The sequence below is a fragment of the Niabella beijingensis genome, from assembly GCF_020034665.1.
In the GTDB taxonomy this organism is placed as follows: domain Bacteria; phylum Bacteroidota; class Bacteroidia; order Chitinophagales; family Chitinophagaceae; genus Niabella; species Niabella beijingensis.
In genome coordinates, this window is sequence record NZ_JAIQDI010000002.1 from 2,557,867 (window position 1) to 2,579,403 (window position 21,537).

The 21,537-nt window shown below is 48.9% G+C and carries 18 protein-coding genes; 5 read left to right on the forward strand and 13 right to left on the reverse strand.

The window, feature by feature from the left end; genetic code table 11:
- The first annotated feature begins 15 nt into the window (after positions 1-15).
- A complete protein-coding gene (gene gcvP, locus K7B07_RS26665) occupies positions 16-2,940 on the forward strand; it encodes an aminomethyl-transferring glycine dehydrogenase (RefSeq protein ID WP_223713611.1) in 2,925 nt (974 codons plus the stop codon).
- Between the two features lie 161 nt (positions 2,941-3,101).
- On the opposite strand, the gene infC is transcribed toward gcvP, so the two are convergent.
- The 9 genes from infC to K7B07_RS26710 all read right to left on the reverse strand — a co-directional run bounded on the left by infC (position 3,102) and on the right by K7B07_RS26710 (position 12,578).
- Positions 3,102-3,719, reverse strand: a complete 618-nt coding sequence (gene infC / locus K7B07_RS26670; protein WP_223713616.1) for a translation initiation factor IF-3 — start codon at positions 3,717-3,719, stop codon at positions 3,102-3,104.
- A 159-nt stretch (positions 3,720-3,878) separates the two neighbouring features.
- Entirely contained in the window at positions 3,879-4,751 is an 873-nt protein-coding gene (gene era / locus K7B07_RS26675; RefSeq protein WP_223713617.1) for a GTPase Era, read from the reverse strand.
- Positions 4,752-4,992: 241 nt separating this feature from the next.
- On the reverse strand, positions 4,993-6,756 hold the full coding sequence (locus K7B07_RS26680; RefSeq protein WP_223713618.1) for an autotransporter outer membrane beta-barrel domain-containing protein: 1,764 nt from the start codon (positions 6,754-6,756) through the stop codon (positions 4,993-4,995).
- A gap of 313 nt (positions 6,757-7,069) precedes the next feature.
- A complete protein-coding gene (locus K7B07_RS26685) occupies positions 7,070-7,210 on the reverse strand; it encodes an alanyl-tRNA synthetase (protein ID WP_223713619.1) in 141 nt (46 codons plus the stop codon).
- A 135-nt stretch (positions 7,211-7,345) separates the two neighbouring features.
- Complete coding sequence (locus K7B07_RS26690) at positions 7,346-9,376, reverse strand: LTA synthase family protein (RefSeq protein WP_223713620.1); 2,031 nt, start codon at positions 9,374-9,376, stop codon at positions 7,346-7,348.
- Between the two features lie 103 nt (positions 9,377-9,479).
- The gene (locus K7B07_RS26695; RefSeq protein ID WP_223713621.1) at positions 9,480-10,766 is read right to left on the reverse strand and encodes a sensor histidine kinase; all 1,287 of its coding nucleotides are present in this window, start codon (positions 10,764-10,766) and stop codon (positions 9,480-9,482) included.
- 11 nt (positions 10,767-10,777) lie between these two features.
- On the reverse strand, positions 10,778-11,455 hold the full coding sequence (locus K7B07_RS26700; protein WP_223713622.1) for a response regulator transcription factor: 678 nt from the start codon (positions 11,453-11,455) through the stop codon (positions 10,778-10,780).
- A 109-nt stretch (positions 11,456-11,564) separates the two neighbouring features.
- Positions 11,565-11,852 (reverse strand): hypothetical protein, encoded by a 288-nt coding sequence (locus K7B07_RS26705; RefSeq protein WP_223713623.1) that lies wholly within the window; start codon positions 11,850-11,852, stop codon positions 11,565-11,567.
- A gap of 123 nt (positions 11,853-11,975) precedes the next feature.
- Positions 11,976-12,578 carry a GNAT family N-acetyltransferase gene (locus K7B07_RS26710; protein ID WP_223713624.1) on the reverse strand — a complete coding sequence of 201 codons (603 nt, stop codon included), beginning with the start codon at positions 12,576-12,578 and terminating at the stop codon, positions 11,976-11,978.
- Positions 12,579-12,787: 209 nt separating this feature from the next.
- Here K7B07_RS26710 and chrA point away from each other — a divergent pair, with 209 nt between their 5' ends.
- Positions 12,788-13,939 carry a chromate efflux transporter gene (chrA, locus tag K7B07_RS26715; protein WP_223713625.1) on the forward strand — a complete coding sequence of 384 codons (1,152 nt, stop codon included), beginning with the start codon at positions 12,788-12,790 and terminating at the stop codon, positions 13,937-13,939.
- Between the two features lie 10 nt (positions 13,940-13,949).
- On the opposite strand, the gene msrB is transcribed toward chrA, so the two are convergent.
- Genes msrB through K7B07_RS26735 form a run of 4 tightly spaced genes read right to left on the reverse strand, consistent with a single transcriptional unit; the run spans position 13,950 to position 17,238 of the window.
- Complete coding sequence (gene msrB / locus K7B07_RS26720; protein WP_223713627.1) at positions 13,950-14,459, reverse strand: peptide-methionine (R)-S-oxide reductase MsrB; 510 nt, start codon at positions 14,457-14,459, stop codon at positions 13,950-13,952.
- A 1-nt stretch (position 14,460) separates the two neighbouring features.
- The gene (msrA, locus tag K7B07_RS26725) at positions 14,461-15,189 is read right to left on the reverse strand and encodes a peptide-methionine (S)-S-oxide reductase MsrA (protein WP_223713628.1); all 729 of its coding nucleotides are present in this window, start codon (positions 15,187-15,189) and stop codon (positions 14,461-14,463) included.
- Positions 15,190-15,199: 10 nt separating this feature from the next.
- Positions 15,200-15,916, reverse strand: coding sequence for a peroxiredoxin-like family protein (locus K7B07_RS26730; RefSeq protein WP_223713629.1), 717 nt, complete (start codon positions 15,914-15,916; stop codon positions 15,200-15,202).
- A 23-nt stretch (positions 15,917-15,939) separates the two neighbouring features.
- Complete coding sequence (locus K7B07_RS26735) at positions 15,940-17,238, reverse strand: spondin domain-containing protein (RefSeq protein WP_223713630.1); 1,299 nt, start codon at positions 17,236-17,238, stop codon at positions 15,940-15,942.
- Between the two features lie 129 nt (positions 17,239-17,367).
- Between K7B07_RS26735 and K7B07_RS26740 the strand changes: the two genes are divergently transcribed.
- The 3 genes from K7B07_RS26740 to K7B07_RS26750 all read left to right on the forward strand — a co-directional run bounded on the left by K7B07_RS26740 (position 17,368) and on the right by K7B07_RS26750 (position 21,504).
- Complete coding sequence (locus K7B07_RS26740; RefSeq protein ID WP_223713632.1) at positions 17,368-18,072, forward strand: response regulator transcription factor; 705 nt, start codon at positions 17,368-17,370, stop codon at positions 18,070-18,072.
- The gene (locus tag K7B07_RS26745; protein ID WP_223713633.1) at positions 18,072-19,541 is read left to right on the forward strand and encodes a sensor histidine kinase; all 1,470 of its coding nucleotides are present in this window, start codon (positions 18,072-18,074) and stop codon (positions 19,539-19,541) included. Before K7B07_RS26740 ends, K7B07_RS26745 begins: the two co-directional genes overlap by 1 nt.
- A 118-nt stretch (positions 19,542-19,659) precedes the next feature.
- The gene (locus K7B07_RS26750) at positions 19,660-21,504 is read left to right on the forward strand and encodes a chloride channel protein (protein ID WP_223713634.1); all 1,845 of its coding nucleotides are present in this window, start codon (positions 19,660-19,662) and stop codon (positions 21,502-21,504) included.
- The last annotated feature ends 33 nt before the right edge of the window (positions 21,505-21,537 follow it).

The window sequence follows — 21,537 nt, forward strand, 5'->3', positions numbered from 1 at the left end:
CACCTCAAAAGTTATATGAATATTTTAGACGCTCAATCAACAGAATTTGTAAGACGCCATATTGGTCCGGATGCCGCTGAAACTGCGAAAATGCTGGAGCAGGCGGGTCTTGACAACATGGAGGCATTGATGGAAAAAACCGTTCCGGCCGGGATCCGGATGCCGCACCAGCTGAACGTTCCAAAGCCGATGAGTGAAAATGAATACCTGCGGCACATCAAAAATGTGTCACTGAAAAATAAGATCTTCCATAACTATATCGGCCAGGGATACTATGGCACGATCACCCCGTCGGTGATCCAGCGCAATATCTTTGAAAACCCGGGCTGGTATACACAGTATACGCCGTATCAGGCCGAGATCTCACAGGGAAGGCTGGAAAGCCTGCTGAATTTCCAGACCGTTATCAGCGACCTTACCGGATTGCCACTGGCCAATGCATCCCTGCTGGATGAGGCTACGGCCGCCGCCGAGGCAATGGGCATGTTCTTTCATTCAAAAAACCGTTCGGAAGCCATTCAGAAACCTAAATTCTTCCTGGACAGCGAGGTGTTTCCGCAAACGAAAGATGTACTGTATACAAGGGCCCGGCCTTTTGGCATCGAGATCGTGGAAGGGCGTTATCAGGATGCGGAGATCACCGACGCCTATTTTGGCGCACTGGTACAATATCCGAATAACAAGGGAAGTATTGAAGACTACCGGTCCTTTATCGAAACGGTACACGCTGCCGGCGGTTATGTGGCCATGGCTACCGACCTGCTTGCGCTGACCCTGTTGACCCCTCCGGGGGAACTGGGCACCGATGTAGCCATCGGTTCCGCACAGCGTTTTGGTGTACCGCTGGGCTATGGCGGCCCGCATGCGGCGTTCATGACCGCAACCGACGAATTCAAACGGACCATTCCCGGACGTATCATCGGTATCAGTGAGGATGCCGGCGGCAACCGGGCGCTCCGCATGGCCCTGCAAACCCGCGAGCAGCATATCAAACGCGAAAAAGCCACTTCCAATATCTGTACCGCCCAGGCGCTCCTGGCCAATATGGCCGCCATGTATGCCGTATATCACGGACCGGAAGGCCTTCGGAAAATAGCAGAACGCGTCGCCATCTTTACCCAGATCGTTGGTGAAGCTATTGAAGCACGCGGTTTCCGGCTGATTAGCGATCGCTATTTTGATACCATCGTGGTAAAAGTGAACAACAGCACTCCCATCCTGGAAAAAGCAGAAAGACAGCGTATCAATTTAAGACAGATCGATCACCAGCATATCGGCATTTCTCTCGATGAAACCGTTATCATTGAGGATCTGTACGACCTTATCAACTGTTTTGAAGACGATGCCGCACCGGTGTCCTTCACGCTCAGTGCCGGCGAAACCCTGCGACATATCCCGGAAGCGCTGACCCGGACATCCGTCTATCTTACGCACCCGGTATTCAATACGTATCACAGCGAGAGCAAAATGATGCGTTATATCAAATACCTGGAGAACAAAGACCTTTCTTTAAATACATCCATGATCTCCCTGGGCAGTTGCACCATGAAGCTCAATGCTGCCACGGAAATGATCCCGCTGAGCTGGGCACACTGGGCCAATATCCATCCCTTTGCTCCTGCGCAGCAGGCGGCGGGGTACAAACAGATCGCGGACGAGCTCGGTCAGTACCTTTGTGAGATCACGGCCTTTGATGCCTGCAGCCTGCAACCCAACAGCGGCGCACAGGGCGAATATGCCGGTCTCCTTACTATAAAAGCCTATCACGAAGCGCAGGGCAATCCACAGCGGAACGTCCTGCTGATCCCGATCTCGGCGCACGGCACCAACCCCGCTTCAGCGGTAATGGCCGGCATGAAAGTGGTGGTGGTAAAAGCGCTGGAGAACGGCTATATCGATATAGAAGACCTGAAGGCCAAGGCCACACAATACAGGGATACGCTTGCAGGGATCATGATCACTTACCCCAGCACCTACGGTGTTTATGAGGAAACGGTAAAGGAGATCAACCAGATCATACACGATAACGGCGGACAGGTATATATGGATGGCGCCAACATGAATGCACAGGTAGGTCTTACCGCGCCCGGTTTGATTGGGGCGGATGTTTGTCACCTCAACCTGCATAAGACTTTTGCCATCCCGCATGGCGGCGGAGGCCCCGGCATGGGACCGATCTGCGTGAAGGCGCACCTGGCTCAACACCTGCCGGGTCACATAGCCCTGCACAGAGCAAAAACCATTTCCATCGAAGGCAACGGCCAGGCCCATACTCCGGAAAGAGTAGCCACACACGAAGGCGCAGTTTCGGCGGCACCTTATGGCTCTGCCTCCATCCTGCTGATCTCTTATGCCTATATCCGCATGTTGGGTGCAGAAGGATTAAAAAAGGCCACGGCCTACGCGATCCTGAACGCCAACTACATGCGGGCACGGCTGGCAGAAGGCTTTGACATATTATACACCAACAACAATAACCTGTGCGCGCATGAGTTCATCGTAGACCTGCGCCCCTTCAAAAAAACAGCACAGGTGGAAGCGGAAGATGTGGCCAAAAGACTGATGGATTATGGTTTCCATGCCCCTACCATGAGCTTTCCCGTTCCGGGAACCATTATGATCGAGCCCACTGAAAGCGAGGATAAAGCAGAGCTGGACCGCTTCTGCGATGCCCTGCAAAACATCCGCAAAGAGATCGCCCGGATCGAATCCGGAGAGTGGGATGCAAAAGACAACCCCTTAAAAAATGCGCCCCATACCCAGCAAACAGTGATCAGCAGCAACTGGGCGCATCCTTATACCCGCGAAGAAGCTGCATTTCCGCTGCCCTATGTGGCACATAATAAATTCTGGCCTTCGGTCTCCCGCGTAAACAATACACTGGGCGACCGGAACCTGATCTGTACCTGCGAGCCCGTTGAAGCATATATGGAGGCCTAGAGGTGAAAATAAATGGTGAAAGGTGCGGCGCTGAAAGCTGATCACTGATTGCTGAAAACTCAAATCCCAACTCTCCATCCAGATCAACAGTGAAAATAGGACAAACAAAAAAGGCTCATTTTTAAGTGAGCCTTTTTTTATAAAAACAATTAAAAAAATCCTTATTTCTTTTTTGCGGATTTCGGGGCGATCATCGCCAGCATGCGACGGCCTTCCAGTTTCGGCATATTTTCCAGTGTGCCAAATTCTGCCAGCCGTTCTGCAAATTTCAATAACAACAACTGTCCGCGATCCTGAAACTGGATGGCCCGGCCTTTGAACTGAACGTAGGCTTTCACCTTGTTACCTTCTTTCAAAAAGCCTTCAGCATGCTTGGCCTTGAAATCAAAATCGTGCTCATCCGTATTAGGGGTGAACCGGATCTCTTTGATCTCAGTAGCCTTGCTTTTTGCCTTCAGTTCTTTATCCTTTTTCTTTTTATCGTATAAAAACTTATTATAATCAATGATACGGCAAACGGGCGGATCCACTTTCGGTGAGATTTCCACCAGATCCAGCTCCATACCCTGGGCCATTTTCAGGGCTTCCTGTGTCGGGTAAATGCCCTGCTCTACGTTGTCGCCAACAAGTCTTACCTGGGGAACGCGAATGTGATGATTGATGCGGTGTTCAGCTTCTTTTTGAGGTTGGAATCGACCTTTAAATCGATTGTTGTTATTACCTCCCGGCCGGAATCCTGTGCCGGGCGGTCTGTAAGTTGGTTTTTGTGGTACTGCCATTTATCTTTTAAAATTCTCCCGCTGCCCCTCCCGTGGAGCAACGTAAATGTTGTTTTTTTGATGAGCCCTACGGGTAGGGCAAAAATATTCAATAACAAATATGATGAAATATTGTCGTTCCTGCAATTTTATTTTTCCTGTGACACCCTGCCCGGCGGATCAGGAACCGTACCCGTACTCTTTCAGATACAGCTCATTGTCGCGCCATTTGGGCTTCACTTTTATAAACAATTCCAGGAACACCTTCTGATCCAGAAACGCTTCAATATCTTTCCGGGCCGCGGTGCCCAGTTTTTTTACCATACTTCCTTTTTCACCGATAAGGATCGCTTTCTGGGTTTCCCGGTGCACAATAATATCCGCAACGATCTTTACCAGGGTCTGTTTTTCCTTGAACTCCCTTACGAGTACGGCGGTATGATACGGGATTTCATCCTGCGCCAGTTCGTACACTTTCTCCCGGATCAGTTCACTTACGAAAAATTTTGTGGGCAGATCGCTGATATCATCCGTATCGTAAAACGGCGCACCTTCCGGAAGCAATTCCACTACCGGTTTGATGAAATCATCCAGTCCGGCACCTGCCAGCGCAGATATAGCAACAATCTTTTTGTAATAAGGTTTATTTTTAAAATAATCAATGCAGGCCTGTACTTTGTCGCGCGGGGCTGTATCTGTTTTATTGATCACCAGCACGCAGGGCACTTTAAGATGAAGCCCGGAAAACAATTGGTCGTTCTCTTCCCAGTCATCGTTCACATCCATGATCAGCAGGGCCACATCGGCATCTTCCAGCGCACCTTTTACGGACTGCATCATTTTCTCATGCAATCTATACCGGGGCTCTATGATCCCGGGCGTATCAGAAAAAATGATCTGGTATTCTTTTTCCGTCAGAATGGCCTTGATCCTGTGGCGGGTTGTCTGCACTTTAGAGGACACGATCGCCAGTTTCTCCCCCATCAGGGCATTCAGCAGGGTACTTTTTCCTGCATTGGGTTTCCCAAATATGTTTACAAATCCGGATTTCATTCCTGCAAAAATAACCAAAACAAAAGCTCCGGCATCAACTAAGTATCCGGGAGAAGGTCCAGACAGGTACCAGAATACCCCGGCTGCTTAATATTTTATATAGCTTAGTATAAAAACATGATTACCAGTATAAAATATTTTGAAAAAACACCTGAAACAGATCATTTTCCCCGCCGGACCGGACACCGCCTATTTCCTGTTGAGTTTTGAATAACCACAACCTATAATTCAGGGGTGGCGGCTATTTTCTTACTGCCATAACCGTTTTGGAGTAATGCTTCTTACCATCTTTATCCACCTGTGCAATGCGGATAAACAGTGTTGAAGTGGAATCCGGCTTTACGCCTACCTGTTTATTACAGGCAATAGCACCAAACAAAAGCACGATAACAGCCATACATTTTACATGCAATAAATACCTTCTTCTTCCAAAAGAGAAAAGCAAGGGCAGCAGCACCAATGACGCAAAGCTGAGTGCTCCTGCCGAAGTACTAAAATCATATTCAAGGGGTATAGAGGAGTTGCCATCCGTAGCTGCGGAAGCGACCGTACCCAACTTTTTAAATACCACCCCATCAAGTGAACCTTCAACATTATAATGCGAACAGTTTTGTTCCTCCAGGGTTTCCCAGGCCACCTTCAGATTACCGTCCGTAATGGCAGCGCTCAGCGTGCCGAAGGTCACCGGTAAAACGCCGTCAGAAGCCAGTTTAACCACCCAGGTATCACTGGTCCCGGTACCATGATTGCCCGAAGCATCTCCATCGTTAGAAGAAGCAAAGCCGGAAACCACATAGCCGCCGTCAGCCGTTTGCTGTATCCCAAAGGCCTCGTCCGCCACACTGCCCCCCAATGATTTTTCCCATTGAAGCGCACCTGCGGCATTCAGTCTTATCAACCAGTAATCAAAACCACCATGGTTTCCCGTCACATCGCCATTTGTTGAATTCGAGTAACCTGCAATAACTGAACCGCCATCGGAAACGGGGGCCATGCAAGCTGCTTGCTCGACGCCGGAACCACCAAAAGAGTTTTGCCATTGAATAATGCCAAGTCCGTTTAACTTTACCACCCAGTAATCAAAACCACCATGGTTATTGCTAACATCGCCATCCGTCGAATTGGAGCGCCCTGCCACGGTATAACCACCATCAGTGGTCTGCAACACCGAAAAGGCCTGATCGCTCCCGGAGCCTCCTAATAATCGCTGCCATTGGATGTTGCCGGTAGCATCCAGCTTCACCATCCAGTAATCATTACTGCCATGTCCCGTAGCGGTTACATCACCACTATTGCTGGAAAGAGAATGTCCTGCTATAATATAACCGTTATCAACAGTGGGCGCTACCCAGTTTGCAAGTTCGTCCTGTGCGCCACCCAGTAATTTTTGCCATTGAACAGTGCCTCCCGCATCCAGCTTTACCACCCAGTAATCGTAGTTCCCATGATTGGCACCCACATCCCCGCTGTTACTGGAATTGGTGTGTCCTGCCACTATATAGCCGCCATCAGGCGTCTGCCGTATACACCTGGCGATTTCAGATCCACTCCCGCCAAGTGACCGCTGCCACTGTGTGCTGCCCGACGCTGCTAATTTTATGATCCAGTAGTTGGGACCTCCGGTACCACCAGCTGCATCATAACCGGCAAGGATGTAGCCGCCATCGGTTGTTTGTTGCACCGAATAAGCGATCTCAGCACCCGCGGTGCCAAACGACCGCTCCCACTGGAGTATTCCGAAATTATCGAGTTTCACCACCCAATAATCATACCCGCCATACCCAACGGAAACATCACCATCATTCGACTGGGTGTAACCCGTTACAATATAGCCGCCATCTGCTGTTTGTTGTACGGACGCACCCATTTCCGCACCGCTGCCTCCAAGCATTTTCTGCCACTGGACGGCAGGAGCCTGCGCCTGCACAAAATAAAAAGCAAAACAGCATAGCACAAGAAAAGCAATTTTCTTTGCATAGAGGGTTGCAGTAGACAAACACATCACAAAGTAATTTTGAAGTTTACCGCCCCTGGAAATCGGGTCGATTGGCTAAAGGACGGCGCGACAGTTACTTTGCAAACTTAGAAAAACAAATCCATCCTGCAAAAACAAACGGGCCCCCGGTCTGTAGATGGACCGACAAGCTCATCGTCTTTACTTGGAACATCCTTATGCTATGAGATGCAACACTTTAATGTTTGAACGTAATCACATATGCCTAGTAACACCTCCGGCAATCTTCGTTTCTGAAATAGCAATCGTGTCTGAAGTCAGCTCAAGCAACTGATGTTTTTGTATTATACAGCATTGTAAACCGCTATTTTTTCAGCAGGGCCCACCAGGCAATTGCCAGCCAGACCAATCCTTTTATAAGAAAAAATAAAAAGCCCCATACGCCTACGCGTTTGAACCAGCGTTTTACTGCAGGGCTCTTCCATTTATCCGGTATGCGGCTCATTCGTTGCAAATTACAGGATTAACCGTATCCACGGGTCCATTCCCATCCTACTGCAAACTTACAGGAGTACCGCCTTTTTTATTTCCTAAAAAGGGAAAAAGATGCAACCTGGCTCCAGGCAGGGATGTTGCTACTTTAAGGCAGCAACCGTGGTTGTTTTTCATTGTTCCGGACCGTCACCTGTTGCTGCAGCGTTTTCATTTTTCCGTTTTTGAAACGCTCGCTGGCCGTTTCGTAGTACGAAATCGTCTGATTTACCAGGTCCCGGCGTTTTGTTCCTGTTTCTGACAGCGAACTGCCGGAAACACGGAACTGTTTTACCTGTTTTCGGTCATCGATCTGGGTGAACAAACTGTCCTTTAACATGCCCAGCGTGCGGTAGTTGCCGATAAAAGCACGCTCATCACCCGGTTTTACCTGGTTGATGTCTTTGCCATACAGATCGGTATTATAGCTCCATCCCAGGTAACCGAACAGGGTAGGCATCAGATCGATCTGCGAGGTAAGCCGGTTGATCATCTCCGGTTTACGCGGCAGGTTGCAGATGATGGCCGGAATATGGTGTTTGTCGATATTGATCTCCCATTTCCCGGCACTACTTGCGCAATGGTCTGCCACTATAACAAATACAGTGTTATTAAACCACGGCTTCTTCCCCGCCATTGCTATAAACTGGCCCAGTGCATAATCCGTATATTTTACTGCAGCGTCCCTGTTGCCCTGCGGCAGATCGATCCGCCCTCCGGGAAACGTATAGGGCTTGTGGTTGGAGGTGGTCATCACAAATTCAAAGAACGGCGTGTTGGCTGCATTGCTTTTATCCGCATATTTGATGGCCTGTGTGTACAGGTCTTCATCGCAGATGCCCCAGGCATTTTCAAAATGCACTTCGCTGTCCGGTATAGTATAGCGGTGTGTTGTAATTTTATCCGACAGGGGGTTACCGCGGTTCCGGTCAACGATGTCAAATCCCTGTCCCCCGAAAAAATTGTTCATGTTATCAAAATAACCATCCCCTCCGTATATGAACCAGGGGTGATAGGCTTTTTGTTTCAGGATCGTAGCGATGGAGAACAATCCCCTGTTATCCGGCCGTCTTACAATACTGTTACCGGGTGTTGGCGGTACCGAAAGGGTAAGTGCCTCCATTCCCCGTACGGTTCTTGTTCCTGTGGCATAGAGATTGGTAAAGAAAATGCCCTTTGTTGCCAGGCTGTCGTAGTTGGGAGTAAGCCCGTTTCTGTTTCCGAACGCTGAAAGAAAATCTGCACTAAAGCTTTCAATGGCGATCAGGACAATATTGGGACGTTGCTCATTGCTGCCTGCTGTAGATCGTGTTATGGCATCCCAGTTGCCGGAAGTATAGCTTTGATTCTGTTGCAGCAGGTCTTTCTTCAATATTGCATACGCCGTTCCTGCCGCTATTTTCGGGTAAAACTTTTCATAATCCAGCTCATTGGAGCGGTAGGCTGCAAAAAAAGAAAAAACACCATTCTTACCCAGCTCATTGATCACCTGGTTATTGCTGAAATCGGCCTGCTCGTTTTTCAATACGGTCAACAACAACACGGTCACTGCCAAAACCGGCACCGCATAAACTGCCCGGGTAGTTATCAGCCGCCGGTCGGAAAAAGCATTTCGCAGGACCCCGCCTTTTTTCAGCAGCAGGAATGTAAGCACCACCATTGCTATCAGCACGGCAATGATCAGGGGCAGCGGGTACGACTGGTTGATATTTGCCACCACTTCATAGGTATAGATCAGATAATCCACCGCAATAAAATTGAACCGCACGCCAAATTCATCCCAGAAGGGAAGTTCCGCCAGCAGGCTGAAATAAATGATACACAATACGATCGCCAGGTATCCGTAAGTCACAATCCGGTCGAACAATGATCCGATCCACCGGCCCGGGAGCACCAGCAGGTACACCACATACAAAAGCAAAAAGCAGGATCCCGCCGCAAGGTCGTAAACAAACCCCGTGATGAAAGCCCATGCAATACGGAACAGCGAAAGATCCACGTCCTTCGCAGACCAGACAAGAAACGTCACTCTTATTAAAAAGGAAAGAACCAGGTACCACCCCAGCAGCACAAAGAAAACAGTAAATCTGCCCTGCAGTGCCTTCCGGGATAACTGCCTCCCTCCCGTTTTTAGCCCCATGTTTTTGTTCATTGAAAAATGCAAAGTACCGTTCCAATTTCGAAGAAATTCTGAATTCCGGGGAACGGATGAAGTCCGGAAGCAGGAGCGGCCCCTGTTTTACTCAAAAGATAATGTTAAAAACATGCTGCATATGTTCAAAGCGATAATGAATCTGCCAGTTATGGAACAGGCATATTTCATTTACGATCGCCAGTCCCAGTCCGCTTCCGTTACTGTCTGTAGACAATTTTGAGAACCGTTTAAACATCTGGCCGGTATCCAGCGGTCCGGTACCGGAGTTTTTCATGGTAAAGCCCTTTTGTTCCAGTCCTACGCGGATCGTTCCTCCCGGCGCTGTATGCCGGATCGCATTCAGCAACAGGTTATTGATCAGCGTTTCAGTCAGACTGCTGTTGCCCCGCACCTCCACCTGCGGTAATGTGCCGACCGTTACGGATATATTCTTTTGCTCAAAATGCTCTTCCAGCACCTCCATGCTGTGCTGCAACAACAGGTCAAACCGGATGAGCTCCGAATTATCGAACTGACTGTTCCCTATTTTGGCAAGCAATAAAAGATTTTTGTTGATACGGGAACTGCGTCCAAGAGCATTGTTCATTTGCTCCACAATATGGTACTGTTTTTCGGTCAGGTCCCTGTCCTGCAGCAGGATGTCCAGCTTGTTCTTGAGCACCGCCAACGGGGTTTGTAATTCATGCGATGCATTCTCTGTAAACTCTTTTTGAATTTTAAAGGCCGCAATAGTGTGCGTGATAAGGGTATGCAGCGACCGGTTCAGCTCCTCAAACTCAGCGATACCGTTCTCTTCAAATGCCACAGGAGTCTGGCTGTTCAGGTTAAAGGTCTTCAGTTTTTCCAGGCTGCTATGGAAGGGTTTCCATACGATCAGCGAAAGTCTCCGGTTTAACAACAGCAGGCCGGTCATGATGATGATTACGAAGCCCACGGTAATAAAGGCAATCACCGCGATGGTTTCCCGGGTTTCTTCGATATTGGTCTCAACGGTAAAACGATATGGAAGGTGGTTCAGATAAATAACGGTGGACAGTCCCCGGAACCGGTCGTTATCGGGTTCGGAGGAATACGGCAGCTTCCGCACTACTGTAAAACTACTGTCCTTTAGTGGGACACCGGGTTTTACAGCTTCAATAGTGGTGCCTGGCTGCACTTTATTCCAGAGTGCAATACTTTCGGTCAGCTGCGCTTCCTGTAGTTTCATCTGGTTCAGCCGTATTTCGGTCCGCCGTGCAATCAGCTGATTATGCTCATCCAGTTCGTGTTTCCAGATCGCATCCACGGCCACATAATAAACCGGTATGCTAATAACCAACACGATCAGCACATAGATCAGAAAAGGCCTTGTTATTTTATTGAGCAACGGCTGCACCGGCAAAAAATTTAAATGCGCTCCCACTTATACCCCGTTCCGTAAACGGTCTTTAAATAATGACCGCAGCCCGCATCGTATAATTTCTTTTTCAGGTTCTTTACATGGGCATATACAAAATCATGATTATCCAGCATATCGGCAAGATCACCCGAAAGATGCTCTGCCAGCGTACTTTTTGAGATCACCCGGTTCTTGTTGCCGATAAAATAGATCAGGAGGTCGAATTCTTTTTTGGTAAGAGCTACCTGCCTGCCATGAACGGTAACTGTTTTCCCTAACAAATCGATCTCCAGCTCCTGCTGAACAAAAATATTGGAATTCCCGAAATTCTTCCTCCGGATAACGGAATAGACCCTCGCCGCCAGTTCTGAAAGGTGAAACGGTTTGGTAAGATAGTCATCTGCTCCGATCTGTAATCCCCTGATCTTATCGTCCAGCGAATTCTTTGCCGAGATGATGATCACCCCATCCTGTTTATTTGCCTTTTTCAATTCCTCCAGTATCTTCAGTCCATTGCCTCCCGGCAGTGTAATGTCCAGCAGGATACAATCATAATCATAGATCCCTACTTTATGCAGCGCTTCATCAAAGGTAGGAGCAAACTCGCACAGGTAATTCTCCTCGGAAAGATATTCGGCAATGCTTTTCGCCAGCTCCTCCTCGTCTTCTATGACCAGTATTTTCATGTTGCAAATTTAGCCGGCAAATTTTGAAGAAAATTGGAAAACCGGTTAAAAAAGCTATCCGGCAGGCCGCAACCGTCAACAGCAGGATTTCCCCGACCGGTTCGCCCGCTCATACTACCGAATAGATCCTGATATCCGGACCGTTCCGGAGCCAGGGTTTTAATGCCTCCACTATGTCTTTATTAAAGAGAGCACTCAAAAGGTATTCCTGCGCATCTCCCGCGGTTTCAAAACCATGCAGTACCTGCACCCCCTCGTCCCGTACCAGCAGTTCTTTCGACAGGGCCCCTTTGATCGTGTTCAGAAACGGAGCTTTGTATTTATTGTATACGTCCGCTGCGCTTTCCTGCCCTTTTTTGTCCATATTCAAGGTAATTTGTAAATAAGCTTTTGCCATAATTAAATGTTTTAATCGCCGGGCAAAATTCGGGAGCTGTACCTATTTCAAAAATGGACGGAGGTGAAAATAACCGGTATATTCAGGCAACCGGCCTGCTGTCTTCCTGTCAACAGACACAACCTATACAACCGGGGTGTTTCTTTCTAAAAAATGATCGCTTAAGCGGCTCCATTCCGGTTTTAAGATACTATAACACACGGTATTCCTTCTAAAGCCATCATACAATAACATATGGTTTCTTAAAATGCCTTCAAATTGTCCGCCGATTTTTTCAATGGCCTTTCTCGAAGCCGTATTCCGTTCATCCGTTTTAAACTCAACACGCTCAGCCTCAAGGCTGCCAAATGCATATTCCAGCAACAGGTACTTACAATTCCTGTTAAGCCCCGTGCGCTGAAAGGCCTTTCCATACCAGGTTGCGCCAATTTCCAGCCGGTCGTCTGCATTGGATATATTTAAAAAACTGGTAGACCCTGCATAGGCATTTTGCATCTTGTCAAACACACAAAACGTATAGCGCTGCTTATTTTGACGGCTTTCGATTGCATGATCAATATAGGTCGTTAATAATCCCTTGTTATATACAGGCAAGGGTGAAAACTGAAGCAGTTCTTTGTCTTTTGTTGCGACCGCCAGCAAATTTTCAACATCTGCTGCCTGTATGGGCCGGAGCAACGCGATCTCATTCTCTAATACGATTTCTTTGTCAAACGGAAAGTTCATTGGAAAACCTGGTTTTATCTTTTAAATACTACACTGTAAATTTAAAAAAATTACCGCAGCCTCCGGAATTTGCACGGTGCCATAACAGCGGCAACCGCACTGGCCGGCCGGTTGAGCTCATAAGCGGCAAACGCCTTTTATATAATTGATACCGGCATTTGCGCCATAAATCCCTAGCTTTAAAAACCACATCAGGACCCGTCTGTTACATGCAAGAAAACAAAGCAGCACATGATGAAAGCCGTTTGCAACAACTAAAGGAGATCGCTGTTTCCAGTCTGAAGCTGGGCACGATCGGCTTTGGAGGTATAGCGGGAATGGTGGCCACCATTGAGAATGAAATGGTGGTGCGGCGCAAATGGATCGATCATCAGCATTTCATGGATGTTTTAAGCACCTCCTATATCATACCCGGACCAAATGCCGTGGAGATCGTAATGCACTGTGGCAAAGAGCGCGGCGGCCGGGCAGGTCTGATCGTTGCGGGCATCTGCTATATCTTCCCCGCAATGCTGATCTGCCTGCTGTTCGGCTATTGCTACCAGCGCTACAGTACGCTGCCGGATGTGCAGCATTTTATTTTCGGGGTACGACCCGCCACCACCGCTTTGGTGATCGCCACGGTGATCCGGCTTTCAAAAAACACCTTTACCAACAACAGGGTATTGCTGTTGCTTTGTTTACTGGTAGTTGCCGGATCATTTTATGGTGTTAACGAAGTCGTTCTGATCCTCGCAGCCGGGGTATTGAACTATTTTATTCATGCACCCCGGCACCGGCTGTCTGTTATCGCAGTATTCCCGCTTTTTTCCCTGCTCCTTCAGACCGGCAGTAAGTACACCGGGGAGAAACTGTTTTTTATTTTTCTGAAGATCGGCGCCGTTCTTTACGGAAGCGGTTATGTACTGTTTGCCTATATGGAGGAATCCCTTGTACGGAAACACCACTGGCTTACCCATCAGCAGCTGATGGATGCCATTGCTGTCGGGCAGATCACCCCCGGCCCCATCCTGTCCAGCGCTACCTTTGCCGGCTATCTCATTCATGGTGTTTCCGGTGGTGTGCTGGCTACTGTAGCCATTTTTCTCCCTTCTTTTTTTATTTCGTTTTTTTTGCATAAAGTACTTTCATCGGCACGGAAAAGCCGGCGCCTGCGGATCTTCCTCGACGGATTAAGTGCAGCTTCCGTTTCCATTATCGCAGTAGTGGGATTCCACCTCTTCACCGCCTCCGTGGAAACCTGGCGGGGCGCGGCTGTACTGGCGCTCTGCCTGGGGCTCACCCTTTTTGCCGGCCGGCTAAACACCGTTTATATCATCCTAACGGGCAGCCTGGCGGGTTTCCTGTTGCAATTGATTTAACCTGACCCCGCTAACGATCCGGCTCAAAGTCAAGGGATATCGAATTCATACAATAGCGTTTATGTGTGGGCGGAGGGCCATCATCGAAAATATGTCCCAGATGTGAACTGCAGCGCGCACATTCCACTTCCGTCCGGTGCATGTTGTAGGAATGGTCCTCCTTATAGCGGACACTGTTAGGTCGTGCAGGCTCAAAAAAACTGGGCCAGCCGCAGGTGCTCGCAAACTTGGCATCCGAACGGAACAGCCGGTTCCCGCAAACTGCGCAGTAATAAGTTCCCCTGGCTTCGCTGTTCCAGTACTTGCCGGTGAATGCCGTTTCCGTAGCCTGTTCTCTTGCCACTGCATACAGCTCCGGGCCAAGAATCTTCTTCCACTCTTTATTGCTCACATTAACAGACACAGTATCGGTCCGGGAGTAATAAGGATTGCTGCGCTGCCGCCCCGCACCACCGGATTGCGCGTTACAACTGCAACAGAGCATTAAAATAAAGAGCAAGGGAATACTGATCGTTTTCATATCAATTTTTATTTTGCGGCTGTTTTTTCAGCCGGTCTTTAAAAACAGCACGGAATTTATCACGTTCCGGCTTTATTACCATGCGACAATAAGGGAGTTCCTGGTTATTTGCATAGTAGTCCTGATGGTAATCTTCTGCTTTATAAAAAACAGTAAAAGGATTCACTTCCGTTACAATGCGGCCCGGATATACTTTTTCCTTATTCAGGCGGCCAATATAGTAGGTTGCCCGTTCCCGCTGCGCCGCATTATGATAAAAAACCGCAGAACGGTATTGCGTACCGATATCGTTTCCCTGCCGGTTCATTTGCGTGGGATCGTGTGCTACAAAAAAAGCGGCCAGAAGCGCGTCATAGGAGATCTTGCGGGGGTCGTAAACAATATTGCAGGCCTCCGCATGACCGGTGGTGCCGGTGGATACCTGGCGATAATCGGGATGGGCCACATGTCCCCCGGTGTAACCGGAGGTCACCTCAAGCACACCATCCAGCTGCCTGAACTGTTCCTCCACACACCAGAAACATCCGGCTGCAAACGTAGCCGTATCGGTACCGGCAGCTCCTTTCGGCTCAGCAGCAATGGCGCTGCCCCCGCCCGCCATTTCAGCAAAAGTTTTTGAGTCCTGTACCTGTATCTGCCGCTGGCCGCAGGAAGGCAGTGCTGTCAGCAGCAGCGCTACCATCAGGCCATATATGCCCTTTCCGTTATGTAACATAGTTGTAATACGCATTTTATTTCTTTTATAGTTCCGCATAAAGCGCATTCGCCGCCGCCAACAGCAGGGGTACGCTGATGCGTTGTTTAAAATCGGGATTGATGTATTCAAAACGGATAACCCCTTTCCGGTCCAGGATAAAAACAGCCGGGACCGGCAAAAGCAGGTCCTTGTTCTTACCACCTGTACTTTTTTGCAGGATCCCTGCATACTGCTCCGGAGCTTTATAAGCTATACCAAATTTCCGGGCGGTTGTAACACCGGCATCAGACAGCAATAAATAATCCAGCTTTTCTTTTTCAGAAGACCGCTTCAGCAGCTCAGGACTGTCGGTGCCGATGGCAATCACCTGAAACCCTTTTTTTACCAGATCTCCGTTAACGGCCTGCAACCCGGCCAGCTGCCGGTTGCAAAAAGGGCACCAGCCTCCCCGGTAAAAGATCAGTACCACGGGTTGCGCCGTTACGGCTTTGTTCAGATCAAACAGTTTTCCTTCCTTATCCGGGAGTGTTACCCGGGGTATGGATTCCCCGGTCAATAACGGGCTGATATCCTCCGGAAAGGCCGGGGGATGATCCGCCGTTATGCTATCCCTCCTTTGCTGCGCTGCCGTACTGAACTGCAGCGCAGCCAGCAGCAGGAGCAGCAGCAGGCCGGCCCATCGCCGCACTATGGAGCGGCCGTTGCTTACATCCCGCTGCTCAAAAACAGCGACTGTTGAAAACAAAACAGATGATTGCATAATGTTTTATTTATATTGTTTATTTATTGCAGGGTCACTTTGATCATGCCGCCGACCGCAGGCAATGTATTAAACGCATTAGGATTGGGAACTACCTGTATCGCCTTGCTCTCCTGCAGCGGTGTACCTGCCAGGTTCGCCTGTGTTACACCGGCACCGGGATATTGATTCACGGCTGTACCATTATCAAAAAGGCCTATAGTCGCAGTCACATCGCCTTTCTGCGCGCCATCGATATCATTCCCGGTGGTAGCGAAGAACCAGTCATTGGAAAAACCATACATGGTAGCGATCGCGATCCGGTCGCCCGGCAGTAATGACAACTGTTGCGCCACCTTGCCACCCGCGGCACCGTTGATCTTTGGCAGCAGCACCGTGTTGGCCGCATCCTTCAGAACATATACGTTTTTCACCCCCGGTTTGGTTTTTAATGCTGCCGCAAGGATGTCCGCATTGCCTTTTTGAGCAAGCTCTTTCAGACCTTCCCCACGATCGTTCTCCCCTGTTTTATAAAACGGGTTAACGGAGCCGTTATATACGACTACCAGTACCGGGGACAACGGTGTGAAAATACCGGTATGCTGGGTGAGCCAGGTATTCAGCATTGTGATGTCACCCATCTCCGCAATACCGGTCAGGCCATTCATGGAAGGTTTACCGGCGGAATAAACGGGTTCCGGCAGCAGCAGATCACCGCCCGCTGTATATGAAACCGCCCACACACCGGGACTGAAGGGCGTTTCGTTGGCCGTGCCCCCTGATGCATTTTTTAATGTGATGGTAAATTCAGAATTACCATCATAGCTCAGCGAGGCTTTCATCAGCTGAGAGGCCGGCAGGTAACTATGCCCGAAGTCATCCATACCATTTACCTCTTTAATATTTTTAACAGCCGTCTCCGCAGTGCCCGGATGCATCACAGCTGCGCCCGGTGCCTGGTTCATCCGGGTTCCGTTATCCCAGAGTTTTATCTGTGCAGATACATCACCGGTAACAGGCGTCCCGTCGTCATTATATAATTTAATACCCGGATTAGCCGGTGCAAAGAACAGGTCATTGCTCCAGCCATACATCGTGGCAAACGTGAGCCGTTGGTTCTTGGCAGCGTAAAATGAAAAAGAAACCGATTGACCGGGCAGGATCACCGGGGGCGTACCGGTTCCTTTAAATGTACCGGATTCCACCAGCGGTTTGCTGTCCAGTACGTTTTCTATCATAATGGTATTCGATTGAAGCTGTGGCATATCTTCGTCTCTGTTGCAGGATGCCGTAACTGCGGCAGCAGCAATTAGGGTAAGCGGTAGAATAATGTTCTTTTTCATGTCTGATTTATTTTAGACTACAAAAGAACAAGGACAAGTTCCCAAAGGCGTAACAGAGTTATAACAAAAGTATCACAGTCAATTTTTGATCTCTTTTTTCCGGAAATTTGTATCCTGCAATACAGCAACATGCAAAAAGTACTCATTATAGAAGACGATCCGGAGATCATTGAGCTGCTCGATATTCATTTGAAAGACCTGGGCTGTGAAGTGAGCGCGGTAAGTAATGGTCAAGATGGATTGCAGGCTGTAAGGGATACGCGCTTTGAGCTGATCATCCTGGACCTGATGTTACCCGGACTGAACGGCATGGAGGTGTGCCGGAAGATCCGTCAGACTGATCGCCATACCCCTATTCTTATGCTGACGGCGCGATCGGAGGAAATCGATAAGGTAATGGGACTGGAAACCGGTGCGGATGATTACCTTACAAAGCCCTTCAGCATACGGGAGTTCATTGCCCGCGTAAAAGTCATCTTCAGAAGAAATGAAGAAAGCGCTTCATCAGAATTCAGCAGCCATCTGCCCTCGGTGATCCGTTATGACGGACTGGAGATTGATCTGGACAAACGAAAGGTCATTTTAAACGGACTTCGTGCCGACCTCTCCCCAAAGGAATTTGAACTGCTGGTATTGCTGGCTTCCAACCCCGGCAAAAGTTATAGTCGCAAGCGCCTGCTGAATCTCGTATGGGGGTATGATTTTGAAGGATACGAGCATACCGTTAACAGTCATATCAACCGGCTACGTGGGAAGATCGAGACCGATCTGTCTGCGCCGAAATATATTTTAACTACCTGGGGCATTGGCTACCGGTTTAACGAAGAGCTATAATGTCAAAGACAAAACCCATCAAAGGCAATTTGTTGTTCTGGAAAATCGCCACGGTATTCACCATCGTACTGGTAGTGCTCGGCCTGGTATTTATATTGATTGCTTCCCGGTTCTCCAACTCTTATTACATGGCTGCACACCAGCAATTGTACGGAGATCTCGCCCGGCACCTTGCCACTTTTACACAGCCTATCAAGAACGGGAAACCGGATACCACGGTCACACATGATATCATCCATTCCACCATGGTGGCCAATCCCAGCGTTGAAGTGTACCTGCTGGATACAGCCGGAAATATTACCGATTTTGTGGTGCCCGACACTACCGTACAGATCCGCCGCATAAATATGGCGATCGTAAAAAAATGGCTGGCAGCAAAAAACGGTGAACGCCCTATGGGTGACAATCCCAAACAACCCGGGGAACCTGCTATCTTTTCCGTTGCACCCATTAGCGAGAACGGCCGCCTGTCGGGCTATGTATATGCTGTGCTGGCCAGCGAAAAACAACGCGAGGTGCTGGTGGCATTGAACAGCCATCTTTACCTTCGTCTGAGCGCCGCTATTTTCTTTACAGCCCTGATCGTAGCATTAATTGTAGGACTTGTTACCTTTTTTCTTATAACAGACAGCATCAGGAAAACAGCTGTTGTAGTACAACGGTTTAAAGAAGGCGATTACGCTGCGCGTATCGAGGGAAACGCCAGGGGCGAGCTGGGCATGCTTACTTCCACATTCAATGAAATGGCGGATGTTATTGTAAGCAATTTTGATAAGATAACAGCCACCGACAAATTCAGGCAGGAACTGATCGCCAATGTATCGCATGACCTCCGGACGCCCCTTTCCATCATGCAGGGATATATCGAAACCCTGATGATGAAAAAACACGAACTTTCCGATAGCGGACGGGAACGCTATTTGTCCGTGATCCATGCCAGTGCTCAAAAATTATCAGGACTGGTGGAGCAGCTTTTCCAGTATGCGAAACTGGAGGCCAACCTGGTAACACCCGAAAAAGAGCCCTTCCTGATCAATGAACTGGCTTCGGATATTTTAATGGCTTACCAGTTAAAGGCAACAGAACGTTCCATCCGTCTTGACCTGGATGCCGGTCGCAACCTGCCCCGTGTCTTTGCAGACATCGCTCTTACTGAGCGCGTGTTTCAAAACCTGCTCGACAATGCTTTTAAATTCACGCCGGATGGCGGCAGCATCCGGATCGTTCTGTCGGAAGCTCCGGCGGGCGTAAGCGTGCAGGTGGTGGATACCGGTATTGGCATTGCACCGGAAGACCAGGCATATATCTTTGAGCGCTACAAACAACTCGATAAAGAAACCGTTCCCAAAAAAGGGATGGGGATCGGACTCGCGATCGTAAAAAAAATACTGGAATTACATCATACCACTATTGATGTGACCAGCGAACCCGGCAAGGGCGCTGCATTCCGGTTCGTTATGCCTGCCTGATTCCAATACAACATCTTTTACATCCGAAACTTACACAACAAAGTACTAACTTGCGCAGCTCAGGGGCACCGCTGCTTTTTATACCTTTGTACTGGTGCTTGGGAGCAATCTGTTACGGATGAAACAAAATTATTTAAGAAAATACCACAGCTTTTTACGATTCAAAAGGGATTTTACCCGGTACAGTATCCGGAAGGCAAAAAGTTATGAGGTCATTCTGCACTGGTTAAAAAGCCGGATGAACCGGACACAATTCCTTATCCTTTCAGGGATCCTGGTTGGCATCACTTCCGGATTGGCGGGTGTGGCCTTAAAATTACTGGTCCACCATATCCACTACTTCATTACCCATAAGATCCATTTTGAATACCAGGTCCTGTTTTACATCGTCTTCCCTTTCCTGGGTATCGTTCTTACAACCGCGATCGTCATCACTTTTTTTAAAGGCCAGTCCCGGAAAGGGATCGGGGCCATCCTCTACGAGATCGCGCAGAACTCAAGTATTGTTTCACCCGTTAAGATGTACTCACAGGTCATCCAGAGCGCCGTTACGGTTGGCCTGGGCGGCTCTGCCGGGCTTGAAAGCCCGATTGCCGTTACCGGTTCCGCCATCGGATCGAATTTTGCCCAGACCTATAAACTCAACTATAAGGAGCGGACCCTGTTGCTCGCCGCCGGTGCCACAGCGGGTATCGCTTCTGCATTTAACGCGCCCATCGCCGGTATCATGTTTGCTTTTGAGATATTGCTCACCGGTGTGGTGTTTACAGATTTTATTCCCCTGGTGGTTGCGGCTGTCTGCGGCAGCCTGGTATCAAAGGTCATCTTACAGGAGGATGCCCTGTTCCGGTTTCATGCAAGAGAGCCCTTCAATTACCTCAACACACTGTATTACCTGGTACTGGGATTGCTGACCGCCTTTTATGCCCGGTATTTCCTGGTCATCAGTCAGAAGATCGAGCGGTGGTTTGAATGGATGAAGTTGTCCAAAATGCGGCGGGCAATGGTAGGCGGCGTGCTGCTTTCCATTCTCTGCGTGCTGCTGCCCCCGTTATTCGGCGAGGGATACGACGCCGTAAAAGCATTTACCAACGGGCAGGTATCCGCTATCCTGCACAATAGTTTTTTCCGCTATTTTGAGGTTAAGGAATGGACGGTGATCGTGTTTCTGGCATTGATCTGTATACTTAAGGCCTTTGCCACCCCCTTCACGTTATTTGGCGGCGGGAACGGCGGCAACTTTGCCCCTTCTTTATTTGCAGGGGGTACACTGGGGTATTTGTTTGCATTGCTTTGCAAGCTTGCCGGGTTTGAGAATGTGCCGGAAACCAACCTGGTGCTTGCAGGGATGGCGGGCGTCATGAGCGGTGTATTGTATGCGCCCCTTACGGCGATCTTCCTCATTGCTGAATCCAGTTTCGGATATGATCTTTTTATTCCCCTGATGATCGTATCGGTAATATCCTATTTAATTGCGAAGCGCTTCTCTCCCGTTTCACCGGACCTGAAAAAACTCGCTGACGAGGGAAAGATCTTTACAAAGGAACATGACAAGAACCTGTTGTCGCTGCTGCATATCCCCGACCTGATCGACAGGCAGGCGCAGCGGATCCCACCCGACGCAACACTCAACAAATTGCTGGAGATCATTAAAACAGGCAACAAGAATATTTTTGCAGTGGTGGATGAAAAAGAAAAACTTTCCGGAGTGCTGACACTGGATGACCTAAGACCTGTAATGTTCGTCCCCGATCCTGACCAGATCCGGATCGCTTCGCTTATGAAAGCTCCTCCTGTCCTTATATACCTGGATGATGACATGTTGCAGACCATACAGGCATTCGACAAAACGGGTGCCTGGCAATTGCCGGTGATCGACCGTGATGAGAGGTTCATCGGGTTCATATCCAAATCAACGATCCTGTCAAGCTACAGAAAGCTGATGCAGACCTATTCGGAGTAACAAACGGACCTGCATTTCAGCCACCCGGGCATA